18 protein-coding genes are annotated in these 20,421 nt (G+C 60.7%); 10 read left to right on the forward strand and 8 right to left on the reverse strand.

Going from position 1 to position 20,421, the window contains the following annotated elements; genetic code table 11:
- The 3 genes from WAW39_RS22210 to WAW39_RS22220 all read right to left on the reverse strand — a co-directional run.
- Nucleotides 1-311: hypothetical protein (locus tag WAW39_RS22210; protein ID WP_422321351.1), on the reverse strand; the 311-nt coding region annotated here is incomplete at its 3' end.
- Nucleotides 312-362: 51 nt separating this feature from the next.
- The gene (locus tag WAW39_RS22215; RefSeq protein WP_397385920.1) at nucleotides 363-680 is read right to left on the reverse strand and encodes a glycine zipper domain-containing protein; all 318 of its coding nucleotides are present in this window, start codon (nucleotides 678-680) and stop codon (nucleotides 363-365) included.
- A gap of 39 nt (nucleotides 681-719) precedes the next feature.
- On the reverse strand, nucleotides 720-956 hold the full coding sequence (locus WAW39_RS22220; RefSeq protein ID WP_422321352.1) for a glycine zipper domain-containing protein: 237 nt from the start codon (nucleotides 954-956) through the stop codon (nucleotides 720-722).
- Between the two features lie 213 nt (nucleotides 957-1,169).
- Between WAW39_RS22220 and WAW39_RS22225 the strand changes: the two genes are divergently transcribed.
- A complete protein-coding gene (locus WAW39_RS22225) occupies nucleotides 1,170-1,775 on the forward strand; it encodes a hypothetical protein (protein WP_422321353.1) in 606 nt (201 codons plus the stop codon).
- A gap of 3 nt (nucleotides 1,776-1,778) precedes the next feature.
- On the opposite strand, the gene WAW39_RS22230 is transcribed toward WAW39_RS22225, so the two are convergent.
- From WAW39_RS22230 to WAW39_RS22245, 4 genes are all read right to left on the reverse strand, one after another.
- Nucleotides 1,779-2,885, reverse strand: a complete 1,107-nt coding sequence (locus tag WAW39_RS22230; RefSeq protein WP_422321354.1) for an AMP-binding protein — start codon at nucleotides 2,883-2,885, stop codon at nucleotides 1,779-1,781.
- A 2-nt stretch (nucleotides 2,886-2,887) separates the two neighbouring features.
- Nucleotides 2,888-3,853 (reverse strand): hypothetical protein, encoded by a 966-nt coding sequence (locus WAW39_RS22235; RefSeq protein WP_422321355.1) that lies wholly within the window; start codon nucleotides 3,851-3,853, stop codon nucleotides 2,888-2,890.
- A 43-nt stretch (nucleotides 3,854-3,896) separates the two neighbouring features.
- Nucleotides 3,897-4,793, reverse strand: a complete 897-nt coding sequence (gene menA, locus WAW39_RS22240; RefSeq protein ID WP_422321356.1) for a 1,4-dihydroxy-2-naphthoate octaprenyltransferase — start codon at nucleotides 4,791-4,793, stop codon at nucleotides 3,897-3,899.
- Nucleotides 4,794-5,085: 292 nt separating this feature from the next.
- Nucleotides 5,086-8,052, reverse strand: coding sequence for a PVC-type heme-binding CxxCH protein (locus WAW39_RS22245; RefSeq protein ID WP_422321357.1), 2,967 nt, complete (start codon nucleotides 8,050-8,052; stop codon nucleotides 5,086-5,088).
- A 56-nt stretch (nucleotides 8,053-8,108) separates the two neighbouring features.
- On the opposite strand from WAW39_RS22245, the gene WAW39_RS22250 reads away from it, so the two are divergent.
- Nucleotides 8,109-10,334 (forward strand): trypsin-like peptidase domain-containing protein, encoded by a 2,226-nt coding sequence (locus WAW39_RS22250; RefSeq protein ID WP_422321358.1) that lies wholly within the window; start codon nucleotides 8,109-8,111, stop codon nucleotides 10,332-10,334.
- A 103-nt stretch (nucleotides 10,335-10,437) separates the two neighbouring features.
- Here the strand turns inward: WAW39_RS22250 and WAW39_RS22255 are convergent, their stop codons facing one another.
- Nucleotides 10,438-11,280 (reverse strand): class I SAM-dependent methyltransferase, encoded by an 843-nt coding sequence (locus tag WAW39_RS22255; RefSeq protein WP_422321359.1) that lies wholly within the window; start codon nucleotides 11,278-11,280, stop codon nucleotides 10,438-10,440.
- An 88-nt stretch (nucleotides 11,281-11,368) separates the two neighbouring features.
- Here WAW39_RS22255 and WAW39_RS22260 point away from each other — a divergent pair, with 88 nt between their 5' ends.
- From WAW39_RS22260 to ccoG, 8 genes are all read left to right on the forward strand, one after another.
- Nucleotides 11,369-12,340, forward strand: coding sequence for a L,D-transpeptidase (locus WAW39_RS22260; protein WP_422321360.1), 972 nt, complete (start codon nucleotides 11,369-11,371; stop codon nucleotides 12,338-12,340).
- A 9-nt stretch (nucleotides 12,341-12,349) separates the two neighbouring features.
- Nucleotides 12,350-13,768 carry a M81 family metallopeptidase gene (locus WAW39_RS22265; RefSeq protein WP_422321361.1) on the forward strand — a complete coding sequence of 473 codons (1,419 nt, stop codon included), beginning with the start codon at nucleotides 12,350-12,352 and terminating at the stop codon, nucleotides 13,766-13,768.
- Between the two features lie 58 nt (nucleotides 13,769-13,826).
- Nucleotides 13,827-15,467 carry a hypothetical protein gene (locus tag WAW39_RS22270; RefSeq protein WP_422321362.1) on the forward strand — a complete coding sequence of 547 codons (1,641 nt, stop codon included), beginning with the start codon at nucleotides 13,827-13,829 and terminating at the stop codon, nucleotides 15,465-15,467.
- A 132-nt stretch (nucleotides 15,468-15,599) separates the two neighbouring features.
- A complete protein-coding gene (locus WAW39_RS22275; protein WP_422321363.1) occupies nucleotides 15,600-15,794 on the forward strand; it encodes a hypothetical protein in 195 nt (64 codons plus the stop codon).
- Complete coding sequence (gene ccoN, locus WAW39_RS22280) at nucleotides 15,787-18,171, forward strand: cytochrome-c oxidase, cbb3-type subunit I (protein WP_422321364.1); 2,385 nt, start codon at nucleotides 15,787-15,789, stop codon at nucleotides 18,169-18,171. Before WAW39_RS22275 ends, ccoN begins: the two co-directional genes overlap by 8 nt.
- A 24-nt stretch (nucleotides 18,172-18,195) precedes the next feature.
- Entirely contained in the window at nucleotides 18,196-18,348 is a 153-nt protein-coding gene (locus tag WAW39_RS22285; protein WP_300931642.1) for a hypothetical protein, read from the forward strand.
- A 13-nt stretch (nucleotides 18,349-18,361) separates the two neighbouring features.
- Nucleotides 18,362-19,030 carry a cbb3-type cytochrome c oxidase N-terminal domain-containing protein gene (locus tag WAW39_RS22290; protein ID WP_422321365.1) on the forward strand — a complete coding sequence of 223 codons (669 nt, stop codon included), beginning with the start codon at nucleotides 18,362-18,364 and terminating at the stop codon, nucleotides 19,028-19,030.
- 15 nt (nucleotides 19,031-19,045) lie between these two features.
- On the forward strand, nucleotides 19,046-20,421 hold a 1,376-nt coding region (gene ccoG, locus WAW39_RS22295; protein WP_422321366.1), incomplete at its 3' end, for a cytochrome c oxidase accessory protein CcoG.

Raw genomic sequence — 20,421 nt, forward strand, 5'->3', positions numbered from 1 at the left:
GTGAACACCCACAGTGAATTGGTCACATAGGCAAAGATGTTGCCAAAGAAAAAGGCGATGATGTTATTGTAGATGCTGTGCACCGCACGCACCTCATCGGTCACACCACTGCTGACCAGGGCTGGATACATGCCCCATCTGGACAGGGCATAAAAAATCACCGTGGTGAGGGTCAGCGATCCTATGCCGCAGATGCCATACTTGATGAACTGGATCAGCGGATGCGTGTCCCGCGTGTTCAGACGCACCAGAATCGAACGCCAGTCGTTCTCACGAAAAAATAGAAGAGCCTCACCGATTTTTGACATCATCAGGTGAGGCTCTCCGGGGATCGTTGCTATGCAAGCAAAGATGCGATGCGTTTAGTAGTAGTGGTAGTTGCCGTTGCGGTCGTAGTAACCCTGCTGCTGCTGGCGTCCACGGTAGCCCTGCTGCTGGCCCTGGTAGTATTGCTGCTGGTTGCGCTGGTCACGGGAATTGCCAATGGCGTTGCCACCCAGAGCACCGAGGCCGGCACCGATGGCGGCGCCTTCCAGGCCACGTCCGCTCTGGTTGCCGATGATGCCACCGACGGCTGCGCCGCCGAGTGCACCAATCACAGAACCTGTTTGAGCATTAGGGCCGGAAGCGCAGGAGACCAGCGAAAGGGCGGTGAGAGCAGTGAGGAGAGTTTTTTTCATATTTGGGTTGATGGATTGTATGTATTTGCAGAGACTTGATTAATAGTAGTAACCACGACGGCGGTCACGGGCATTGCCGATGGCATTGCCACCCAGAGCACCGAGCGCACCACCGATGGCGGCGCCTTCGAGGCCACGACCGCTTTGGGAACCAATGATGCCGCCGACAGCAGCACCGCCGAGTCCGCCGATAACAGCGCCCTGTTGAGCGGCCGGGCCTGTGGCGCAGGATGAGAATGTTGCAGCAGTGATGAGGGTGAGGATGAGATGTTTCATAATAGTTTGATTGTTGTGATCAAGCAGACTGCTTTGTCGGTAAATAGGCTCTAATTGTTCATAAAGAAAAGCGAAATCCTAAAGGCATGACAAGTTGACATCTACAATACGCAGCCCGCGATAACTCCGGCCTGCTCCGGCTTTCTTTATTTGACGCGCATTCTGCCAGCGGTTACAAACCCTTCCGCTCCCCCCTCCAACTTTTCTATGCACGTGCGTTTCTTTCTTCGTAGCCTGTTTGCCGTTTCACTCCTCAGCCTCACCGCTTTGCCGGTTCAGGCCGAGCAGCTGCCGCTGGATCACCCCTGCGCCGCCCTGGTGAAAAAGTACCTCACCGCCGTCGTGCAGCAGGACTGGAAAACCGCATCCCAGATGCTGGTTCCCTCCTCCCTGGAGCGCCGTCAGCGTGAAACGGTCAACATCATCAAGTCCGCCCCCACCATGTCCGATGAGGAGAACATGCTCGCCGGTTACAATGTGAAGGGCGTGAGCGAACTGGAAAAAATGTCGCCTCAGGAGTTCTATCAGGTGGATCGCGAAGCCTGGCACAAGAAGCTCAAGCTCACCCCCGAAGCCACGAAGCGGAAGCAGGAGACTCTCAAAGTCATCGTGCTCGGCCTCGTCCAGGAAAAGGACAAAGGCTACGTCCACGCCACCGTCCGCACTTCCCAGGAAACCCTGACCGACAAGATCGAGGAGCTCTTCCTCATCTCCTTCATCACCGATCCGGCCAATCCGAAAAACTACCTCATCTCCCCCGAGATGAAGGACCGCCCAGTCATCACCCCGCTGGATGGCTCGGCTCCGAAGGAAAACTGATCGTCACAGCAGCTCCCGCAGATTTGCCAGGAGCACTTTGCCCAGATCGCTGCGCGGTATCGCCTGCAGCCTGCGGACATCTTGAATTTGCTCAAAAGGCCTCAACGTTTCGTTGAGGCCTTTTTGCATCTGCGCGGCTTCCTCCTCAGTCATGCCGCTCACGGCCAGTACCAGTCGGCTCTCTTTGCGAGCATCTGCGACATCACAAACGGCCGCGTCTGCAGTGCTTGAGCCAAGTTTGAGCCGCAGCGTCTCGATGCGGTCCTGAATGGGGCCCAAGGCCACCAGTTCACCGAGGATCTTCACCGTTCCCGCCTCGCGCCCGAGGAAGCGCAGGCGGCGTGTTCCTCCCGCTTCAATAATCTCCACTCGGTCACGTGTGCGCAGACCCTCTGCCGGAATCGGCTCCCAGCGCCAGCGACCTTCCTCGCAGATCGCATAGCCCAGCGCCAGCGCGGGGCCGCTCACAGTGAGCACGCCCTCCGCATCCGTGCGCACCTGCCAGATCGGCAGCACCTCCAGTTCGGCGCCCGGACGTGGCTGCGCCGCCACGCTGGAGCCCGTCTCCGTCATGGCATAGGTGCAGTGCACCTGCCAGCCCAGGGCCAGTGCCGCAGCCTCCAGCTCTGCATTCAAAGCCCCACCACCCACCAGCACCGCACGCATGGATGCCGGGGCCCTCAGTTGCGCCGCAACCAGATCAAAGATCTGCGTGGGCACCAGCGAGGCGAGCGTGGCGCCCACATTTTCACACGTCTGCACAAACGCGACTGCACTCCATTTTCCCTCCAGCCGGGTGATGGGGCTGCCGCTGAGATGAGCACGCGCCAGAATGCCGAAACCTCCCACATGATGCGTGGGCAGCGCCAGCAGCCAGTGGTCCTGCGCCGTGATGCCGAAGTGCTCGTTCACCGCGCGCGCAGAGATCAGCAGCGCCTGCTTCGTCAGTCCCACCCATTTACGCGCGCCCTCGGTCCCGCTCGTTTGAAAAAAGCACCAGTCTTTCGCCTTCAAATCGCGCACCGCCATTTCGGCCAGACCCGTACCTTCCATTGTGTGCTCAGAGCGGTCCGCCCACACGCTGCCATCGGTCCAGAACTCGGGTTCCATTTTCACAGCCGTCTCCATGGCAGCGCCTCCAAAACATCGCCAAATCCAAGCCCGCCACCGCTGCGGTCCGCTGACAAATGGCCGCCGTGAGATGTCACACGCTCAAAGAACTCATCCTTCTCAAACAGATGCTCCGTGCACAGCCCGCAAAAATCCAGCGCCTGCCCCTCGGACTGCGCCACCGCCGCTTCATACGCCGCAAACATCTGCCCCAGCGCATGATCCATCGCCGAGGTCAGCACCAGCGGATGCTGCGGATGGGTTTCCGCCACGATCCGCCAGTCACGCCGCGCCGGTTTCACCACCACCGCATCAAAGCCCTGCGTGCCGTCCTTCCAGCCTTTGTCGAGTGCCAGCTTCACACCCCACTTTTGCCGCACAGCTTCCCAGGCCGCCGCATCGTAGGGGAAGGGGTCCTCCACGAAATCCAGCGCACGGTACACGCGCAGCGGCATGAACTCGATGAACTTGCCAAATGTCAGCCGGTCCAGCACGCCGTTGAAATCCACGCGCAGCCGCACGCCCTGCGTTTCAAACCGCTTCGCGCAGCCTTCCAGAAATCGCGTTGTCTCGCCATAATTCGCAAAACCCTTCGCCTTGATCGCGGGCCAGTCTTCCGCCAGAACGCGTTCCATCTGCGCCTCGGTGTCGGTGGCAAAGCTCCACGAATAGTGGCTGCGCGGAATCTCCATTCCCTCAAACAAACTCACACCCGCACGTCGCGCCGCACCGTCGATCTCCGCACAGCGTAGCGCCATGGCCGTCACAGGAGTCGTGATACCCTCACTGAGCAATCGCAACTGCTCCTCCACCGGCGCATCGCCAAACTCCGGCCACGGATGCACGCAGCCATAGCCGCCATCCACGCAGATCAGTGCCCCCGCAAACACCCGCCGCATCGACACCGCATTCAGCGCCACGCCGCTGCGCAGGAGATACTCATGGACATAGATAGGGGCGTCGGTCATTCGGGTTTAGCTCTTGTAATTCTATACGCCGCACCCGGCGTGTTCACCGCATCACATCCGCACTCTTCACGATCCCCCAGCACATCAGCCCGGCAAACAGCAGCAGTTGCCCCCCGCTCATCGCCAGCAGGCGATTGTGCCCCCGGCTGGGTGGCTCGGCGATCACCCGCCACGCCACAAACAAGCCAATTGGCAGCGTGATCAGCGGCAGCGTGAACGCTCGCGGCCAGCCCTGCTCAAACCAGTAAATCCCCGCCGCATGAGCCGCCACGATGAGTCCCACAATCTCCGCCCGCGCAAAGCCCACGCCGAAGCGCACGGCCAGCGTCTTCTTGCCGGTCTGCCCGTCCTCCGCGACATCGCGCAGATTGTTGATGGCGATCAAGACCGTGCTCAGGCAGCCGATTTGAAAGCCCGCCACGATGGCGGCTTCATACCACTCCCCGGTTTGTACAAAGGCCGTGCCCGTCACCGCCACGAAACCAAAGAACAAAATCACAAACAGCTCGCCCAGCCCGCGATACGCCAGCGGCACCGGCCCGCCCGTGTAGCCAAAGCAGAAATACAGCGATGGAATGCCGATGAACAGAATCGGCAGCCCCCGTGCCTCAAACAACGGCACCGCCAGCAGCGTTGCCACCGCCAGCATCAGCCATGCCGCAATCTTCACCGCCCTCGGCGAAGCCACACCGCTGGCCGTGATGCGCTTTGGCCCGATGCGTGCCTGCGTGTCCGCCCCTTTGATGGAATCCAGCGCGTCATTGAAAAAATTCGTCGCGATCTGCAGCGCCCCGCAGCTCCCCAGCGTGCAGAAAGCCAGCCACCAGTCAAAGTGTCCCGAAATCTTCGCCCCCAGCGCGCACCCCACCACCACAGGCGCGATGGCTGCTCCCAGTGTTTTCGGGCGTGCAGCGGCGATCCAGTCGAAGACGTGAGGCATGCAATAAGAATGACGAATGGCCGCGCTATCGCAAACCATTTGGGCTGCGGTTGCGCAGTGAGGAACGAACGCAGCTGCCGCTTTCGCAGGCCGGACGGGCATACGCATGCCAAAGCGCATTCGAAAGCATGAGCCGGGTGGTTCTTCGCGAGCCGTTCAGCTTGCGCCTGTCACGAGACGTTCGAAAGCGGCAGCTCCCGCAGCCGCACTCCAAAAAAGCTGGGCATGCACCCAGCCCTTTGTGGATTGCGGACACTGAGTGAGCCGTACGCTTGCAGCCTCCCCTTCGTCATTACTTCGGCATCTCCACCTGTCCGTTTGACATCAGGTAGGCGATCAGATTTTTCACATTCTCGTCTCCCAGCGCCGACAGAAGTCCTTCCGGCATCAGGGACATGGGAAGCTGCGCCTGCTTCACGATCTGAGTTCGTTCAATGATGATCCGCTCGGCGGGCGTCTGCACCGTCAGGGTGCGTTCAGTCTGCTCAGGGATGACGCCGGTGATGGTGCGGCCATCCTTCAGATTGAGCACGCTCACGCGGAAGTCCGCAGGCACCACCGCACTTGGGTCCAGGATGTTTTCAAGCAGGTACTTCAGGTTGTGGCGGTCGCTGCCCGTCAGTTCGGGGCCGATGGCACCGCCCTGGCCGTAGAGCTTGTGGCAGGCGCTGCATGCCGACGTGAAGATCATGCGTCCTTTGGAGGGATCGGCCTTGGCCAGGGTGTCCTTCGTCAGCAGTCCTTCCCATTTCGTAAACTCCGCCTTCTTCGCTTCCGGTGTGTCGCGAATCTCGCCCCAGGCTTCAGTGAGCAGGGTGTTGAGTGATTCATCGCCCAGGCTGCGGATCTGCCGCGCCTGGAAAGGAGAGATCGCCGTCGCTGGCACCTTCTTCGCCTTGATCGCTTCCAGCAGCGCCTTCGCGTAGCTCGGGCGTGAGGTCAGCGTCGCCACCGTGGCGGCCTGCTGCTCTTCGCTGCGGCCGGGCCATGGATTCAGCATCGCCTTCGGAATGTTCGGGTCGTCATAGGCGGCCAGCGCGTTGCGGGCCACGGTGCCCAGCACCTTGTCATTGATCTGGGCGCGAATCACGGCCAGCAGCTCCGGCTTGGCGGTGCGCGTGAGGCTCTTGAATGCGTTGAGGCGCGCATTCGCATCGCCCTCGGTGTTTTTCACGATGGCGATCAGTTCGTCCGCTGCACGACCGCTGCCAAAGACTGCGGAGAGTGCGAGGAGGGGGGACGTCGCCGTTCCCTTGTCCGCCCCAGCAGCCGGGAGACCGCCGCTCTTGGAGATGAACTCATCCCAGCCCTTCGGCTTCTTCGCCGAGCTGAAACCATCCAAGCCTGCGGCCAGTCCGGCCAGCACATCGTCACGCACGTCTTTCTGTTTCGTCATCAGCGCCACCAGCGCATCCACCGCCTCCGGCTTCGCCTCGATCATCTCCGCGATCCGCCGCGCCACCAGACGGCGCACAGTCGGCAGCTTTGCCTCCTTGATCAACTCAACGCCCTTGAGCGGATCCGCTGCTACGGCAGGCTCGATGCCATACCAGATCATCAGCGGCTGTTGGCGGTCGTTTGCGTCTTCCTCGTGCTTCGCCAGCGCGGTGGCGATGGGCCAGCGAGATTCGAGGGGCAGGCGCTGGAGTGCGGAGGCGATGTGAAGGCGGACGAGGCCATTGGTGCTATCCTTGGCCAGTTCGGTGAACCGATTCAAATACCAGGCGATATTCTCGTCTTCTGGACGGACATTTTCCGGGGTGCTGGGGTGCTTGTTCCAAACCAAATTGAATGCCTGGATCACATGCTTGTCCTTGTCCTTGGCGGAGAGTGCCATTCTAAAGAGCGCCTCTGCTCGCGAATCGTCCTCCGTCTTCCTAATGGGATCTGTTCCCTCAAACCTGAGTCTGCGGTGCATTCTCGTCCACCAATTGTTCTTGAGGAGTTCGTCGGATGGGATGGTTTCGAGGCTGGCATAAGCCTTGGGCTCAATTTTCTTCGACTCCCCATACACAATCTTGTAAATCCGCCCGCTCGTCCGGTGCACGCCGTCGTTGTCATGGCACTCGCCGCTGTCGCTCCAGTCAGACACGATGACATTGCCATCGGGGCAGGTGAGGAGGTCGATGCCGCGGAACCACTTGTCCTTGGCCTGCATGAAGTCCGGCGCGTGCTTGCCCACGTAGCCGCAGCCTTCGAGCTCCAGCCGGTCCATGTTGATGCGGTTGCCATGCAGGTTGCAGGTGAGCATGGCACCCTGGTATTCCTTCGGCCAGACTCCGCCCTGATAGATGAGCATGCCCACATGCGCGTGCCCTCCGCCGAGCTCCGAGGTCTTCGGGCTGGCGCCGCCTTTGCGGATGTCGCTCCATTTTTCCGCGCCCGTGTCCCAGTGGAAGTGATCCGCCGTCTGCTCGATGATCTCGTACACATGCGGATTGAGATGCGTGCCAAACATGCGGCGGTAGTACGCGCCAGGGATCACATGCCACAGGTGGCCGATCACCGTGTTGATCATGAACAGCTCGCCATTGGCATTCCAGTCATGACCCCAGGAGTTCGTGCCGCCGTGGGCCACGGTTTCCAAAATCTTCAGCGTGGGGTGGTAGCGCCAGATGGCGCAGTTCATCTTGATGCGCTTGTCCGCAGGCGTGCCCGGCGCTCCAACGCTCGAAGTGTCGGTGATGCCGTGGCGGCCATACAGCCAGCCGTCCGGCCCCCAGCGCAGACCGTTGACGATGTTGTGGCCGATGGTCTTCACGTTGAATCCATCCAGCAGCACCTCCGGCTCGCCATCCGGCACATCGTCACCGTTTTTATCGGCAATGAAGCTCAGCGTCCCGTTGTGCAGCACCCACACGCCGCCGTAGCCAGTTTCCACGCTCGTGAGGTAGCTGCCGCCTTCCCAGAACACCTTGCGGCCGTCGTGCTTGCCGTCGCCGTCCTTGTCTTCCAAGATGATGATGCGGTCCCGCAGCTTGGTGTCCCAGCGCATGGGGTTCTCCGCATAGGTGTAGTTTTCCGCCACCCAGAGACGGCCCTTTTTATCCCAGCTCATTGCAATCGGCTGCTGCACATCCGGCTCGGCGGCAAACACCACGCACTTGAAGCCCTTCGGCAGTTCCATCGTCCGCGCCACCTCTTCGGCAGGCATCGGCTCTCCCTTTTCGGTGTTGAAGGGTTTCGGGAATTCATCCGCCCATGTGGCGAGAGTTGAAAAGGACAAGAATGACAGAAAGGCGGCGCGGCGTATGCTCATAAACGAAAGTGGACCTTTCCAAACGCCCGGCACGTACGCAATCTTCAAATCATCCCATGAAACGCACCCTCTTTTTTCTGGCCGTGTTTTCCCTGTGTTTCACGGTCGATGCCACCGCTGCGACCAAAGGCGCCGCCAAACCTAAAAGTCCGCCTGCCCGCACCGCCACCGATCTCGCCGCCTCCATCCGCCCCTCGCTGGTCAAGATCACCCAGCTCGGCCGCGAAGGCACCGACGGCATCGGCTCCGGCTTCATCATCAGCGAGGACGGCCTCATTGCCACGAATCTGCATGTCATCGGCGAGGCCCGCCGCCTGCAGGTGGAGATGCACGATGGCAAGACCCACGATGTCACTGTCGTCCAGGCCAGCGACAGCCACCACGATCTTGCCTTGATCAAGATCGACGCCAAGGGCCTCAAACCCTTGCCGCTGGGAGATTCCAGCAAAGCCCGACAGGGCGATCCCATCGTCGCCATGGGGGCGCCTGAGGGACTGGGCTTTAGCATTGTTCAAGGCGTGCTTTCCGCCACCCGAGACATCGACGGCCTGGAGATGCTGCAGGTCGCCGTGCCCATTGAGAAAGGCAACAGCGGCGGCCCCTTGCTGGACATGCAGGGAAACGTGCTGGGGCTGCTCACATTGAAATCTCTCAAGACCGAAAACCTCGGCTTTGCCATGCCGGTGAACGACCTCAAAACCCTCATCGAAAAACCGAACCCCGTGCCCATGTCCCGCTGGCTGACCATCGGCGCGCTGAATCCCAAGCAGTGGCAGACCTTTCTGGGCGCGCAGTGGACGCAGCATGCCGGCGTCATCCGTTCTGAATTCCCCGGCGCAGGCTTTGGCGGCCGCGCACTCTGCCTCTCCACACAAAAGGTCCCCGAGGGCACCTTTGAGACCTCGGTGACGGTGCGGCTCGATGACGAATCTGGTGCTGCGGGCCTTACTTTTTGCTCGGATGGCGCGGAAAAGCATTACGGCTTCTATGCCTCGGGCGGCAAGCTGCGCCTCACCCGCTTCAACGGCCCCGATGTCTATTCCTGGACCATCCTCGCCGATGTCCCCAGCGATGCCTACAAAGCCGGGGAGTGGAACACCCTGCGTGTGCGCGTCGAGCCGGAGCGTCTGGTCTGCTTTGTGAATGGCAAACAGGTCATCGAGAGTGACGACACCGGGCTGCGCAGCGGCTCCGCCGGGCTGTGCAAATTCAGAACAACCGTGGCGGATTTCCGCAATTTCCGCGTCGGCACCGATCTCGCCGAAAAACCCCTTCAACCCGAAGTCGCCTCCCAGCTCCGCTCCAAGGTGGAGGAATACATCGCCGCAGCCGCCACCGCCGACAAAACCTTGGAAGGACTGCTGGAAAACCCCGCCGCCGCCCGTCGCGTGCTCGTGGAGCAGCGCCGCAGGCTGGAGGAAGAGGCCGCAAAGCTGCGCGAACTCGAGCACGAGCTGCACCGTCGCGCCATGACGAAGGAAATCCTCGCGGAACTCGCCAAACCCGAGCCGGAGATCAACCTGCTGCGCTGCGCTCTGCTGCTGGCGCGCCATGACAATCCGGAAATCGACATCTCCACCTACCTCAACAGTTTCAAGGCCATGGTGCTGGATCTCAAAGACGATCCCGAAATCACGAAAGGAACCATCCCCGCCGTGAAGCGCCTCAGCCGCTACCTCTTTGAAGAGAACGGCTTTCACGGCAGCCGCGGCGACTACGGCAGCCGCTCCAACAGCTATCTCAACGAAGTCCTCGATGACCGCGAAGGCCTGCCCATCACGCTCAGCGTGCTCTATGTGGAGCTCGCCTCCGCACTCGGCGTGCAGGGCGTGTTTGGCGTGCCGCTGCCCGGCAAGTTCATGGTGGGTTATCGAGATGGCCCCGAAGGCGAACTCCAGCTCGTGGATGTCTTTGAGCATGGCAAGCTCATCACCGTGGAGCAGGCTGCAATGGACCTCACCGAAGACGGCCATTTCCCCGAGGGCGCCCTCTCTCCCACCACCAAGCAGGCCATCCTCCTGCGCATGCTGCGCAATCTCATGAGCAGCGTCTTCGATGACAGCCGCTCCCTGCGCGAATCGCTTCCCTATTTAAACCTCCTTCTCGCCATCGATCCCCAGTCCGCCGCCGAACGCCTCACCCGCGCTCAGATGCGCCAGCGCCTCGGCGAAAAGGCCGGTGCCCGTGAAGACGTCACCTGGCTGATCGACAACTTCCCCAATGATGGCCCTCCCGAACTCATGCAGCAGCTCGACCGCTGGTTGCAGTCACTGCGGGAGTAAAGCACCCATCGCTGTTCTGTAGTGCCGGCTTTAGCCGGTTCTGGACAGCGCGCCCAGACCGCCTAAAGGCGGGACTACAATACGAAGAATTGCGAGCAAGGCCTCACCCCTTAAACCCCGCCAGCCGCACCCCAAACAGCCAGCGAAACGGCGGCTTGAGCGCGATTGCTTTTCGCAGTCCATGGGGCAGCAAGTCCAGCAGCTTCTCACAGATCACCGCCGGCCAGGTGGGCAGCAGCATGAATTTGCCACGCCCGCCGAAAATGATGCGTGTTTTGGCAAAGCCAACCTGACGGAAAAGCGCCGAGAGATCACCCACGGTGTATTCCTTGAGGTGAAACCCCTTCGCTTCACGATCAATGATGCAGCTGATGTCATGCGGCCCGGTCAGGCGGCTGGGGGTGATGCAAAGATAGACACCACCGGGAGCCAGCGCGGCATGCAGGTGACGCAGTTGCTCCACCGCATCCTCCGGGTGCAGGTGCTCCATCAACTGATTGCTGTAGGCCACATTCACGCTGCCCGGTGCTACGGGGATGGTGCTGCCGTCAGACAGCACCAGCCGCAGATTCTCCGGCAGCGTGCGTTTGCGGGTGATTTCATCGGACACGTCCACCGCCAGCACCTGGGCCACTTGAGCCGCCACTGTTTTGGCCAGCTCACAATCTCCCGGCCCGACTTCGAGGAACACCGTTTTCGGCGTCAAAAAGGGCTTCAGGATCTCCATCTTTTCCGCCACATCGGCCGCCAGCCGTTCGGGGGAGGACTTGTTGGTGTGCTGAGGGTGCTGCGGCACACGTTTGAAAAGCTCGTCATAGACTTCGGAGTACAGCGTGCGGCGCTGTTCCTTGGTCGCATTTCGCAGCCTGTCGGCGAGTTCGCGCTCCACTTCGTAGTGCTGGCGGAGTTGTTCCGGGGTGCGGGTGTCGGTGACGGTGACGGGCATGGTTGCAGAAAAGCTAAGCGCCATATCCATTTCAGGCAAGGATTCGCACTCTCTTGCTCATTGCCGAAGGCGAATTAGCATGGGGGCGATGCTGAAACACCTCCTTCTGCTCTGCCTTTTGACGCTCGTGGCCCACGCTCAGGATCTGGGTCCGGCCAAAGACGACCCCTCCGTGCCCAAGGACCGCGACACCATCCTGCGCATCCAGATCTTCCTCGACAAAAACCTCTTCGGCCCCGGCAAGCTGGATGGCGCCATCGGTGAGTTCACCTACAAGGCGGTGGTGAACTACAACTTCGCGCACGGTCACAAGGATCTCTACAACTGGGCGCGCATTCAGGAGGAAGCGGAAGCCGAGGTGCCCATCATCTTCGCCGCGTTCAAGATTCAGCCCATCCTGACCCGCTACGTGACCGCCGACCTGCCCGAGGACTACGAAAAGGCGTCGGTCTATCCCTTCATGGCCTACCGCAGCATGCTGGAACTCATCGCCGAGCGCTTCCACACGGACGAGTCCTTCGTCGCCGCCATCAACCCCAAGAAGAATATGGCCGCGCTTAAGCCCGGAGACATCATCGTGGTGCCCAACGTGAAGTCCTTCCGCATCGAGGACATCAAGCCGATGCAGGGCTTCAAAACGGATGCGACCCTCAGCAGCCACACCATCGTGGTGGACACCACAGAGCGCATGGCCGCCATCTACAGCGACAAGGAGATGATGCTGGCCGCATTCCCCATCACCCCCGGCAAGCCGCAGTTCATCCCTGTCGGCACCTGGAAAGTGGTGACCATGATGGCCACGCCCACCTTCCGCTATGACAAGCAGTTCCTCGAAGAAGGCGTGCGCGGGGAGGAGGCGTTTCAGATTCCACCCGGGCCGAACAGCCCCATCGGCGTCATTTGGTGCGGCCTGAGCAAGTCGGGCATCGGCCTGCACGGCACCGCCATGCCGCGCACCATCGGCCGCACGCGCAGCGCCGGCTGTGTCCGCTTTGCCAACTGGGACGCCATTCGACTTCCGCAACTCATTCGGCCAGGAACGCGCGTCATTGTGCGTTAATCTTCCACCATGCGCATCCTCATCGCCGGTCTCTTCCACGAGACCCACACCTTTCTCGACGGCCTCACCCCGCTCTCCGATTTCCAAATCCTGCGAGGCGAGGAACTCTGGGCCAGCAAAGGAGACTCCTCACCCCTCGGCGGCGTCCTGGAACTGGCCGATGAATTCGGCTGGGAGATGATTCCAACCGCCGACTACCGCGCGCAGCCTTCCGTCACCGTGGCGGATGAAGTCATCGAGCAGTTCTGGAACGACATCGCCCCCGCTGCTGCCAAAGCCGACTATGACGCCATCTACCTCGTGCTGCATGGTGCCATGGTCTCGGAAACCCTCCTCGATGTGGAAGGCGAAATCCTCCGCCGACTGCGCACCCTCACCACGGTTCCCATCTTTGGGGTCTTCGATCTTCACGCCAATTTCTCGCCGCAGATGGCTGCGCTGGCCGACTGTTTGGTAGGCTACCGCGAAAACCCGCATACGGACGCACGCGAGGCTGGATTGATCGCCGCGCGCCTGCTGAACCGCTGCCTCACCACCGGCCAGCGTCCGCACATGCAGCTCCTGCAGCCGGGCCTCAACTGGCCGCCGACCGGCACCGGCACGGCGAATGATCCCATGCTGACGCTGGAAACGATGGCGCGGAAGTTTGAAAGCGAGAACCCCTCGCTCTGGGTCATGAACATTGTCGCAGGCTTCAGCTTTGCCGACACCCCGGACACCGGAGTCAGCTTCGTCGCCTGCACCACGGCAGATGCGACGCAGCCGTTGGAAGCGCTCAGCAAGCGTGCGCATGAACTCAGCCACCTCGGCCAGATCACCGATCCGTCTGCGGATGAAGTTCTCGAACAACTCAAGCCACTTCCTGAGGGCTTGACCGTGCTTGTGGAACCCGCCGATAACATCGGTGGCGGTGCCCCCGGAGACTGCACCGGACTGCTGCGTGCGCTCATTCGCCATGGCATTCCGAATGCTGCCATTTGCATCAACGATCCGCAGTCCGTCAGCGAGATCGAAGCCGGTGCACGCACCCTCAAACTCGGCGGCAAAGGCAGCCGTCTTGACCCAGGCCCGCTGGAACTCGAAGTCGAACTCGTCGCCTTGAACGATGGTCGCTTTGAACTCGAAGACAAGAACAGCCACCTCGCCAGCATGTGCGGCGATGCCTTCGACATGGGCCGCTGCGCTGTGGTCCGGCATGCAGGCATCACTATTCTCATCACCAGCGTGAAGACCCCGCCTTTCGATCTCGGCCAGTGGCACAGCCAGGGCATCGCGGTGGAAAACCTCTCAGTGGTCGCCGTCAAAGCCGCCGTGGCACACCGCCGCGCCTATGACAAGATCGCCGCCCGTATGCTGTGGGTGGATACGCCGGGACCTTGCAGCAGCAATCTGCAGACGCTGCCTTACCGGCATCTCCAGCGCAGCTAATAGATTTATCCCAAGAGGATCTTCAGTGCAGCGTCATGCGGTGTGATTCCACGCCGCCATGAACACGAACGATCCCCATCAGCCGACAGCGTATCAAGTGCCACCCGGCTGGGAGCGGTTTCAGCCGCCGCCTGCGGCGGAACCCATTATGCAGGCGGTGATGGTGGAAGATGCGGCACCATTACCGCAGGTGCGCACTTCGGTGTGGCTGCGGTGCTGGCGGCAGTTGGGTGGTGGCTCGCTTTTGCTAAGCCTTGCGGTGCATTTCGGTTTGTTGCTGCTGGCTGGTGTGATCATCGTCGGCTCCCAGATCGCGAAGAAGGAGGTGGACTTCATTCCTGCGGGGCAAACTCAGGTGAGTGTGGAGGCTTCGCAAGATTTGGAACATCGAGTCAGCATGAAGCAGATGAGTGCGATGGTGAGAAGGGTGCCGCAGACACGGATTGGGGTGGAAGTGGGAGAGGGGCCTGTGCTGATGGACGGTGAAGCGGTGCCGTTGACGGAGGCAGGGCAGGGCGGTGATGTTGGAAGGTTGTTTAATGTGCTTGTCAGTAATGGTTTAGGCGCGGGTGGGGCTGGGCCTATGACCATGCTGGCTCGTGCTCCCAACATGTTTGCAGGGCGTTGCTCGATGCAGAACCGGCTTGAGAAATTGAGGGAAAATGGGGGCACGCCGGAGTGTGAGATGGCAGTTTCGCGCTCTTTGGCGTGGTTGAAGGGGCAGCAGAATGCGGATGGTTCGTGGGGGCGGGCGAACAAGGCTGCGATGACGGGTTTGACGCTGCTTTGTTACCTGGGGCGCTGTGAGACGCCGGATTCGGCGTTCTACGGCGACAACGTGCGGAATGGGATGCTCTATCTGGTGGAGCTGGCGCGGAAGAACCCTTATGGAATTTTGGCGGAGAATTTTGTGTCGAATTCCGCAACTTATGAGCATGGAATCGCGACTTACGCGCTCGGCGAAATGTATTCGTTTTACCGGCTGGGAAACCGCAGCCTGCCGGGATTGCGCGAGACTTTTGAAAAGGGGGTGCGGATCATCATTGAGCAGCAGAACCCGCAGGGCTCATGGACCTATGGCGGCAAGGATGCGGGTCTGCCGACTGCCTACAACAAAGACAGCCGGGGTGAGGATTTGTCGGTGAGTGGCTGGCAGTTTCAGGCGCTTAAGGCGGCGAAGCATTCGGGGTTGAAGATTGAGGGTCTTGATGCGGCGATCAAACGCTGCTGTGACTATCTGGAATCCAAGCAGACGAAGGACGGCGGTTTTGGCAAAACGAACCGGGATGAGCATTACAACCAGTGGAGTCTTACTGGCTGTGGGGTGCTGGGATTGCAGACTTTGGCGTACAACAAGGCGACGCCGGTGAAGAAGGGGATCCGTTTTCTGCGGGAGTTTCTCACCAGCGAACCGCTGGACTGGGAGCGCAACTGCAACCTGTACTGCTGGTACTATTACACCCAGGCTTTCTTTCAGGCGGGGGCGGATGACTGGAAGTTCTACAATGCGCAGTTTTTGCCGCAGATTCTCGGTGCGCAGCAGGCCGACGGCTCCTTCAAACGGGGACGTCCGAACTGGCCTGCGGGGGATGCGGCGGACGCGATTTACCGTCAGTGCCTGTGCACGCTTCAGCTCGAGGTTTATTTTCGTTATCTCAAGGTCGCGGATCGTGATGAGCCGTCGATTTTCGAGAAGTGACCGGTGCGGAAAAAGCGCAGGAATTGCGCTAGGCCACAAGATCGGGTGAGGCATTACCAAGGGGGGGGGAGCGACGGGGGGGAATCTGCGCTTCTATGGGTCCAGCGAGAGCCTGATGCTCCGCAGCCCCTTATGGAAGTTTTCGCAGTCACCATCTTCGTCAGCCTGATGTTCGCCGTCTTATTTGCGGCTCTTTATCTGGCTGAGCGGGGGCAAAGACGGCGGGGCAGCCTCGAACAAGATGCGCTGCTGCCACTCGACGAACCTGAGGGCACTCGCGTGACCGTGCCTGCAACACTTTCCTCACACTCCCTTTCCCATGACTAGCACCGCAGCCTCCAAAGTACCCATTGAATTCAACGACAAAGTCGTGCGCCAGTTTATGCTGGCCTCGATCATCTTCGGCGTCGTTTCCATGCTCGCAGGCGTGTTCATCGCCAGCCAGCTTAACTTCCACCAGCTCAACCTCGCTGAATGGCTGACCTTCGGCCGCCTGCGCCCGCTGCATACCAATGCGGCGATTTTTGCGTTCGTGGGCAACATGATGTTCGCCGGCATCTACTACTCCACGCAGCGGCTGTGCAAGTGCCGCATGGGCAATGACACGCTGAGCGCCATCCACTTCTGGGGCTGGCAGCTCATCATCGTGGCGGCGGCGATCACGCTGCCGCTGGGCCTTTCACGCGGCAAAGAATACGCCGAACTGATCTGGCCGATCAACGTGGCCGTGGCGGTGATCTGGGTGGTGTTTGCGGTGAACTTCTTCCTGACGCTGCACAAGCGCAATGAGCCCAGCCTCTACGTGGCACTGTGGTTCTACATCGCCACGATCGTGACGGTGGCGATGCTCTACATTGTGAACCATCTCTCCATCCCAACGAGCTGGACGCATAGCTACGGTATCTTTGGTGGTGTGCAGGACGGTCTGGTGCAGTGGTGGTACGGGCACAACGCCGTGGCCTTCTTCCTGACGACGCCGATCCTCGGCATCATGTACTACTTCCTGCCGAAGGCGGCAGAGCGTCCGGTGTACTCCTACCGTCTGTCGATCGTGCATTTCTGGTCGCTGGTTTTCCTCTACATCTGGGCGGGTCCTCATCACCTCCTGAACACGGCGCTGCCCAAGTGGCTGCAGATGCTGGGCATGTTCTTCAGCCTGATGCTGTGGGCACCGAGCTGGGGCGGCATGCTCAACGGTCTGCTCACGCTGCGCGGAGCCTGGGACAAGCTGCGCACAGATCCGGTGATCAAGTTCTTCATCGCCGGTGTGACCTTCTACGGCATGTCCACCTTTGAAGGACCGCTGCTTTCCATCCGTGCGGTGAATTCGCTCTCCCATTACTCCGACTGGACCATCGGGCACGTGCACAGCGGGGCGCTCGGCTGGAACGGCTTCATGGCGGCAGGTCTCTTCTACTGGCTGGCACCGCGCCTTTGGGGCACCAAGCTGTATTCCATCAGCATGGCGAACTTCCACTTCTGGATCGGCACGCTGGGCATCCTGCTCTATGTGGTGGCGATGTGGATCAGCGGCGTGATGCAGGGGCTGATGCTCAATCAGGTCACTGCTGATGGGCTGGCTGTGAAGAACACCTTCCTGGACACGCTGCAGGCGATCCGGCCGCTCATGGGGCTGCGCATCATCGGCGGCGGCATGTTCCTGCTGGGCTGGATCGTGATGTGCATCAATCTGTGGAAGACCATCCGCAGCGGCAAGCCGGTGAACGAAGTGCGTGAGGTGGCGGTGCTGCAGCGCGGCCAGACAGACACGATGGGCATGAAGGAAACCTTCTTCAACGACCCCACGGCCTGCACCTTTGGCGCGATGCTGCTCATCTTTGGCTGGATCTTTCTCCCTCCAGGCGCTGACATCGCCTCCCTGATCTGTGCAATCATCTTCGGCTTCCTGGCGGTGCGCCGCTTCCAGAAGACGAGCCACACATGGGCGCTCTGGTATGAAAGCCTGCTGCACAACTACCTGCCCTTCACGGTGCTGACGTTTGTGGCCGTGGTGATCGGCGGTCTGATCCAGATCATCCCGACTGTGACGGTGAACAGCGCGAAGAACGTGGAAGACCGCATCCAGAAGCTCTATGAGCCGCTGGAACTCGCAGGCCGCGACATCTATGTGAGCGAAGGCTGCTACAACTGCCATTCGCAGATGATCCGCACGCTGGTGCCGGATGTGATGCGCTACGGTGACTACTCCCGCCTTGGCGAGAGCATCTATGACCATCCGTTCCAATGGGGCTCCAAGCGCACGGGTCCAGATCTGGCACGTGAAGGCGGACAGCGCCCGGACTCCTGGCACTACGAGCATTTGATGGACCCGCGCTCGATGTCTCCGCAGTCCAACATGCCGCCGTATGCGCATCTGAACACGAAGCCGTTTGATCAAAAAGCACTGCCCGCAAAGATTGCCGTGCTGCGTCAGCTTGGAGTTCCTTATCCGCCGATGGATGGCACGGAGATCAAGATGAAGGCGCTTGAGCAGGGCGTGAAGATCGCCACGGAGCTGAAGAAGTCGAACATCGTGGTGCGGCCTGACAGCGAGATGGTGGCGGTGATCGCCTACCTGCAGAAGCTCGGCCAGTTCGAGCAGCCAGCGGTGGAGGAAGCCCTCGCGAAAAAAGGCCAGGGAGTGCCATTCCCGCTGACCCCGATCATTCCTGACAACGGCCGCCGAGCCAACGGCGCAGAGTAACCCCACGCCCCTCCCCAGCAGCCCATGTACAAGCGCATCATTTACGAAAACTGGCACCTCGTCGTGCCCGTCATCTCCTTCGCCACCACCGTGCTCGTTTTCGGCATCATGACCCTTCGCGGCATGCTGCTGCGCAAAGACAAGGCCGAGCACATGTCACGTCTGCCACTTGAATAACTCCCTCCCTGCCATGGACCCCAAGAAGCCATCCCCCAACAACGAGCCCCAACTTCGCGACCACATTTACGACGGCATTCAGGAGTATGACCAGAAGCTGCCGAACTGGTGGCTTTTCACCCTCTACATCGCCATCGCGTGGTTTGTGGTTCACTGGCTGTGCTACTACCAGCTCGGCCTGGGCAGCAGCGACACGGTCGTGATCGACAAGGCGATGGCCGAGATGCAGACGGCACGTGACAAGCAGATGGAATCCATCAGCGACGAGCAGCTTTGGGCGCTCTCGCGTGATCCCGCTGCTGTGGAGGCCGGCAAAGCCACCTTCATGACACCCGGCATGTGCGTGACCTGCCACGGGCCTGACCTTACCGGCATGCTCAGCGGCGCCAAGCTGCCCGGCCTGCCACTGAACGATCAGGAATGGAAGCATGGCGGCAAGCCGACGGAGATCTTCAAGATCGTGCGCAAAGGCTCGCCCGACATCACCAAAGGCATGGCCGCATGGGAACTGGTGCTGGGCATGAAGCGTGTGAGTGAAGTGGTGGCGTTTGTCCTGAGTCATCACAAAGAAGGCGAGCCGATCACGCGCGCCGCAGATTCACCGGGAGCCGCCCCTGCCGCGCCCGCAGCAGCAGCTACTGCTGCACCCGCCGCCGTCATCCCACCGCCTGCCGCCAAATAGCCGCCAGGCCTCCATATGCCACTCAACCCCCTGAACCTCGTTTCTCTTGGATCCATCAATGAAGATGGCAGCAAGAAGACACTGCACCCGGCCGATGTGTCCGGCAAATTCACGCGGGGCCGGCGCCTGGTGGCGCTGCTGCTGCTCATCACCTATGTGGCGCTGCCATGGATTCCGGTGAACGGATTCCCAGCGGTGTTTCTGGATGTGCTGAACCGCCGCTTTCACTTCATGGGCCTGACGCTGGCGGTGCAGGATCTATGGGTGGGCTTCTTCCTCGTAACGGGCCTGGGGTTCTCCCTTTTTTACATCACCGCGCTGTTTGGGCGCGTGTGGTGCGGGTGGACCTGCCCTTACACGGTGTTTCTGGAGCACATCTACCGCCGCATTGAGAGGCTGGTGGATGGCGATGCCGCCGCCCGGCGCAAGCTGGACGCGGCACCATGGACAGCGGGAAAGATTGCCAAACGGGTGGTCAAACACGCGCTGTACATCCTCTCTTCGCTGATCATCGCACACATCTTCCTGAGCTACTTTGTGTCGCTGGAGAAGCTGTATGAAATGATGCACCACTCGCCACAGGCGCACATGATCGCGTTTGGGGTGGTGATGTTTCTCACCGCCGGCTTGTATGGGGCGTTCAGCTGGTTTCGGGAGCAGTTTTGCGTGATCATGTGCCCGTATGGCCGCATGCAGTCCGCGCTGGTGGATGACCACACGATCAACGTTGGCTACGACAAAAAGCGCGGCGAGCCACGCGGCAAGTCGGGCACTGTGGGAGCGGGAGACTGTGTGAACTGTCTGCGCTGCGTGCAGGTGTGCCCCACGGGCATCGACATCCGCAACGGACTGCAGCTTGAGTGCATCGGCTGCGCGGCATGCGTTGACGCCTGCGACACCATCATGACGAAGCTGGGGCGGAAACCCGGGCTGGTGCGCTACTCCTCCCTTGTCGGTTTTAACGGTGGCAAAACGCGCTTCATCCGCCCGCGCATTATTTTGTATACCGGGCTGCTGTTTCTCGGGGTGGCTGTGTTCGCGTTCTCGGCGAGCCGGATCGAGCCGATGCGCGCCAATGTGCTGCGCATGCAGGGCTCGCCCTATTATGTGACGAACAACAGCGTGCGGAACCAGTTCCTCGTGCGTCTCATCAACAAGCGCAATGAACCGCGCACCTTCACGCTGGCGCTGGATGGAGGACTGCCCGCAGGACTGGCCGCCGCAGGTGCGGACGCGCCGATCACCATCGCCGCGCAGGGAGATGAACTGAAGCCGCTGATGATCACGCTGCCGGAGAAAGACTTCAAAGCCCCCTTCAAGCTGACCATCGTCATCACCGACACGAAGGACGGCAAGGTCTACCGCACCAAACCTTTCGAGTTTACCGGCCC

It is taken from the genome of Prosthecobacter sp. (assembly GCF_049294395.1).
Taxonomy (GTDB): domain Bacteria; phylum Verrucomicrobiota; class Verrucomicrobiia; order Verrucomicrobiales; family Verrucomicrobiaceae; genus Prosthecobacter.

Bases quoted from the DNA above. Each gene is read 5' to 3' on its own strand.
- WAW39_RS22215 (WP_397385920.1), bottom strand. From the start codon at position 680: ATGAAAAAAACTCTCCTCACTGCTCTCACCGCCCTTTCGCTGGTCTCC.
- WAW39_RS22255 (WP_422321359.1), bottom strand. From the start codon at position 11,280: ATGCCCGTCACCGTCACCGACACCCGCACCCCGGAACAACTCCGCCAG.
- WAW39_RS22270 (WP_422321362.1), top strand. From the start codon at position 13,827: ATGAACACGAACGATCCCCATCAGCCGACAGCGTATCAAGTGCCACCC.
- WAW39_RS22260 (WP_422321360.1), top strand. From the start codon at position 11,369: ATGCTGAAACACCTCCTTCTGCTCTGCCTTTTGACGCTCGTGGCCCAC.
- WAW39_RS22275 (WP_422321363.1), top strand. From the start codon at position 15,600: ATGGAAGTTTTCGCAGTCACCATCTTCGTCAGCCTGATGTTCGCCGTC.
- WAW39_RS22265 (WP_422321361.1), top strand. From the start codon at position 12,350: ATGCGCATCCTCATCGCCGGTCTCTTCCACGAGACCCACACCTTTCTC.
- ccoN (WP_422321364.1), top strand. From the start codon at position 15,787: ATGACTAGCACCGCAGCCTCCAAAGTACCCATTGAATTCAACGACAAA.
- WAW39_RS22245 (WP_422321357.1), bottom strand. From the start codon at position 8,052: ATGAGCATACGCCGCGCCGCCTTTCTGTCATTCTTGTCCTTTTCAACT.
- WAW39_RS22290 (WP_422321365.1), top strand. From the start codon at position 18,362: ATGGACCCCAAGAAGCCATCCCCCAACAACGAGCCCCAACTTCGCGAC.
- WAW39_RS22235 (WP_422321355.1), bottom strand. From the start codon at position 3,853: ATGACCGACGCCCCTATCTATGTCCATGAGTATCTCCTGCGCAGCGGC.
- WAW39_RS22230 (WP_422321354.1), bottom strand. From the start codon at position 2,885: ATGGAACCCGAGTTCTGGACCGATGGCAGCGTGTGGGCGGACCGCTCT.
- menA (WP_422321356.1), bottom strand. From the start codon at position 4,793: ATGCCTCACGTCTTCGACTGGATCGCCGCTGCACGCCCGAAAACACTG.
- WAW39_RS22285 (WP_300931642.1), top strand. From the start codon at position 18,196: ATGTACAAGCGCATCATTTACGAAAACTGGCACCTCGTCGTGCCCGTC.
- WAW39_RS22250 (WP_422321358.1), top strand. From the start codon at position 8,109: ATGAAACGCACCCTCTTTTTTCTGGCCGTGTTTTCCCTGTGTTTCACG.
- WAW39_RS22220 (WP_422321352.1), bottom strand. From the start codon at position 956: ATGAAACATCTCATCCTCACCCTCATCACTGCTGCAACATTCTCATCC.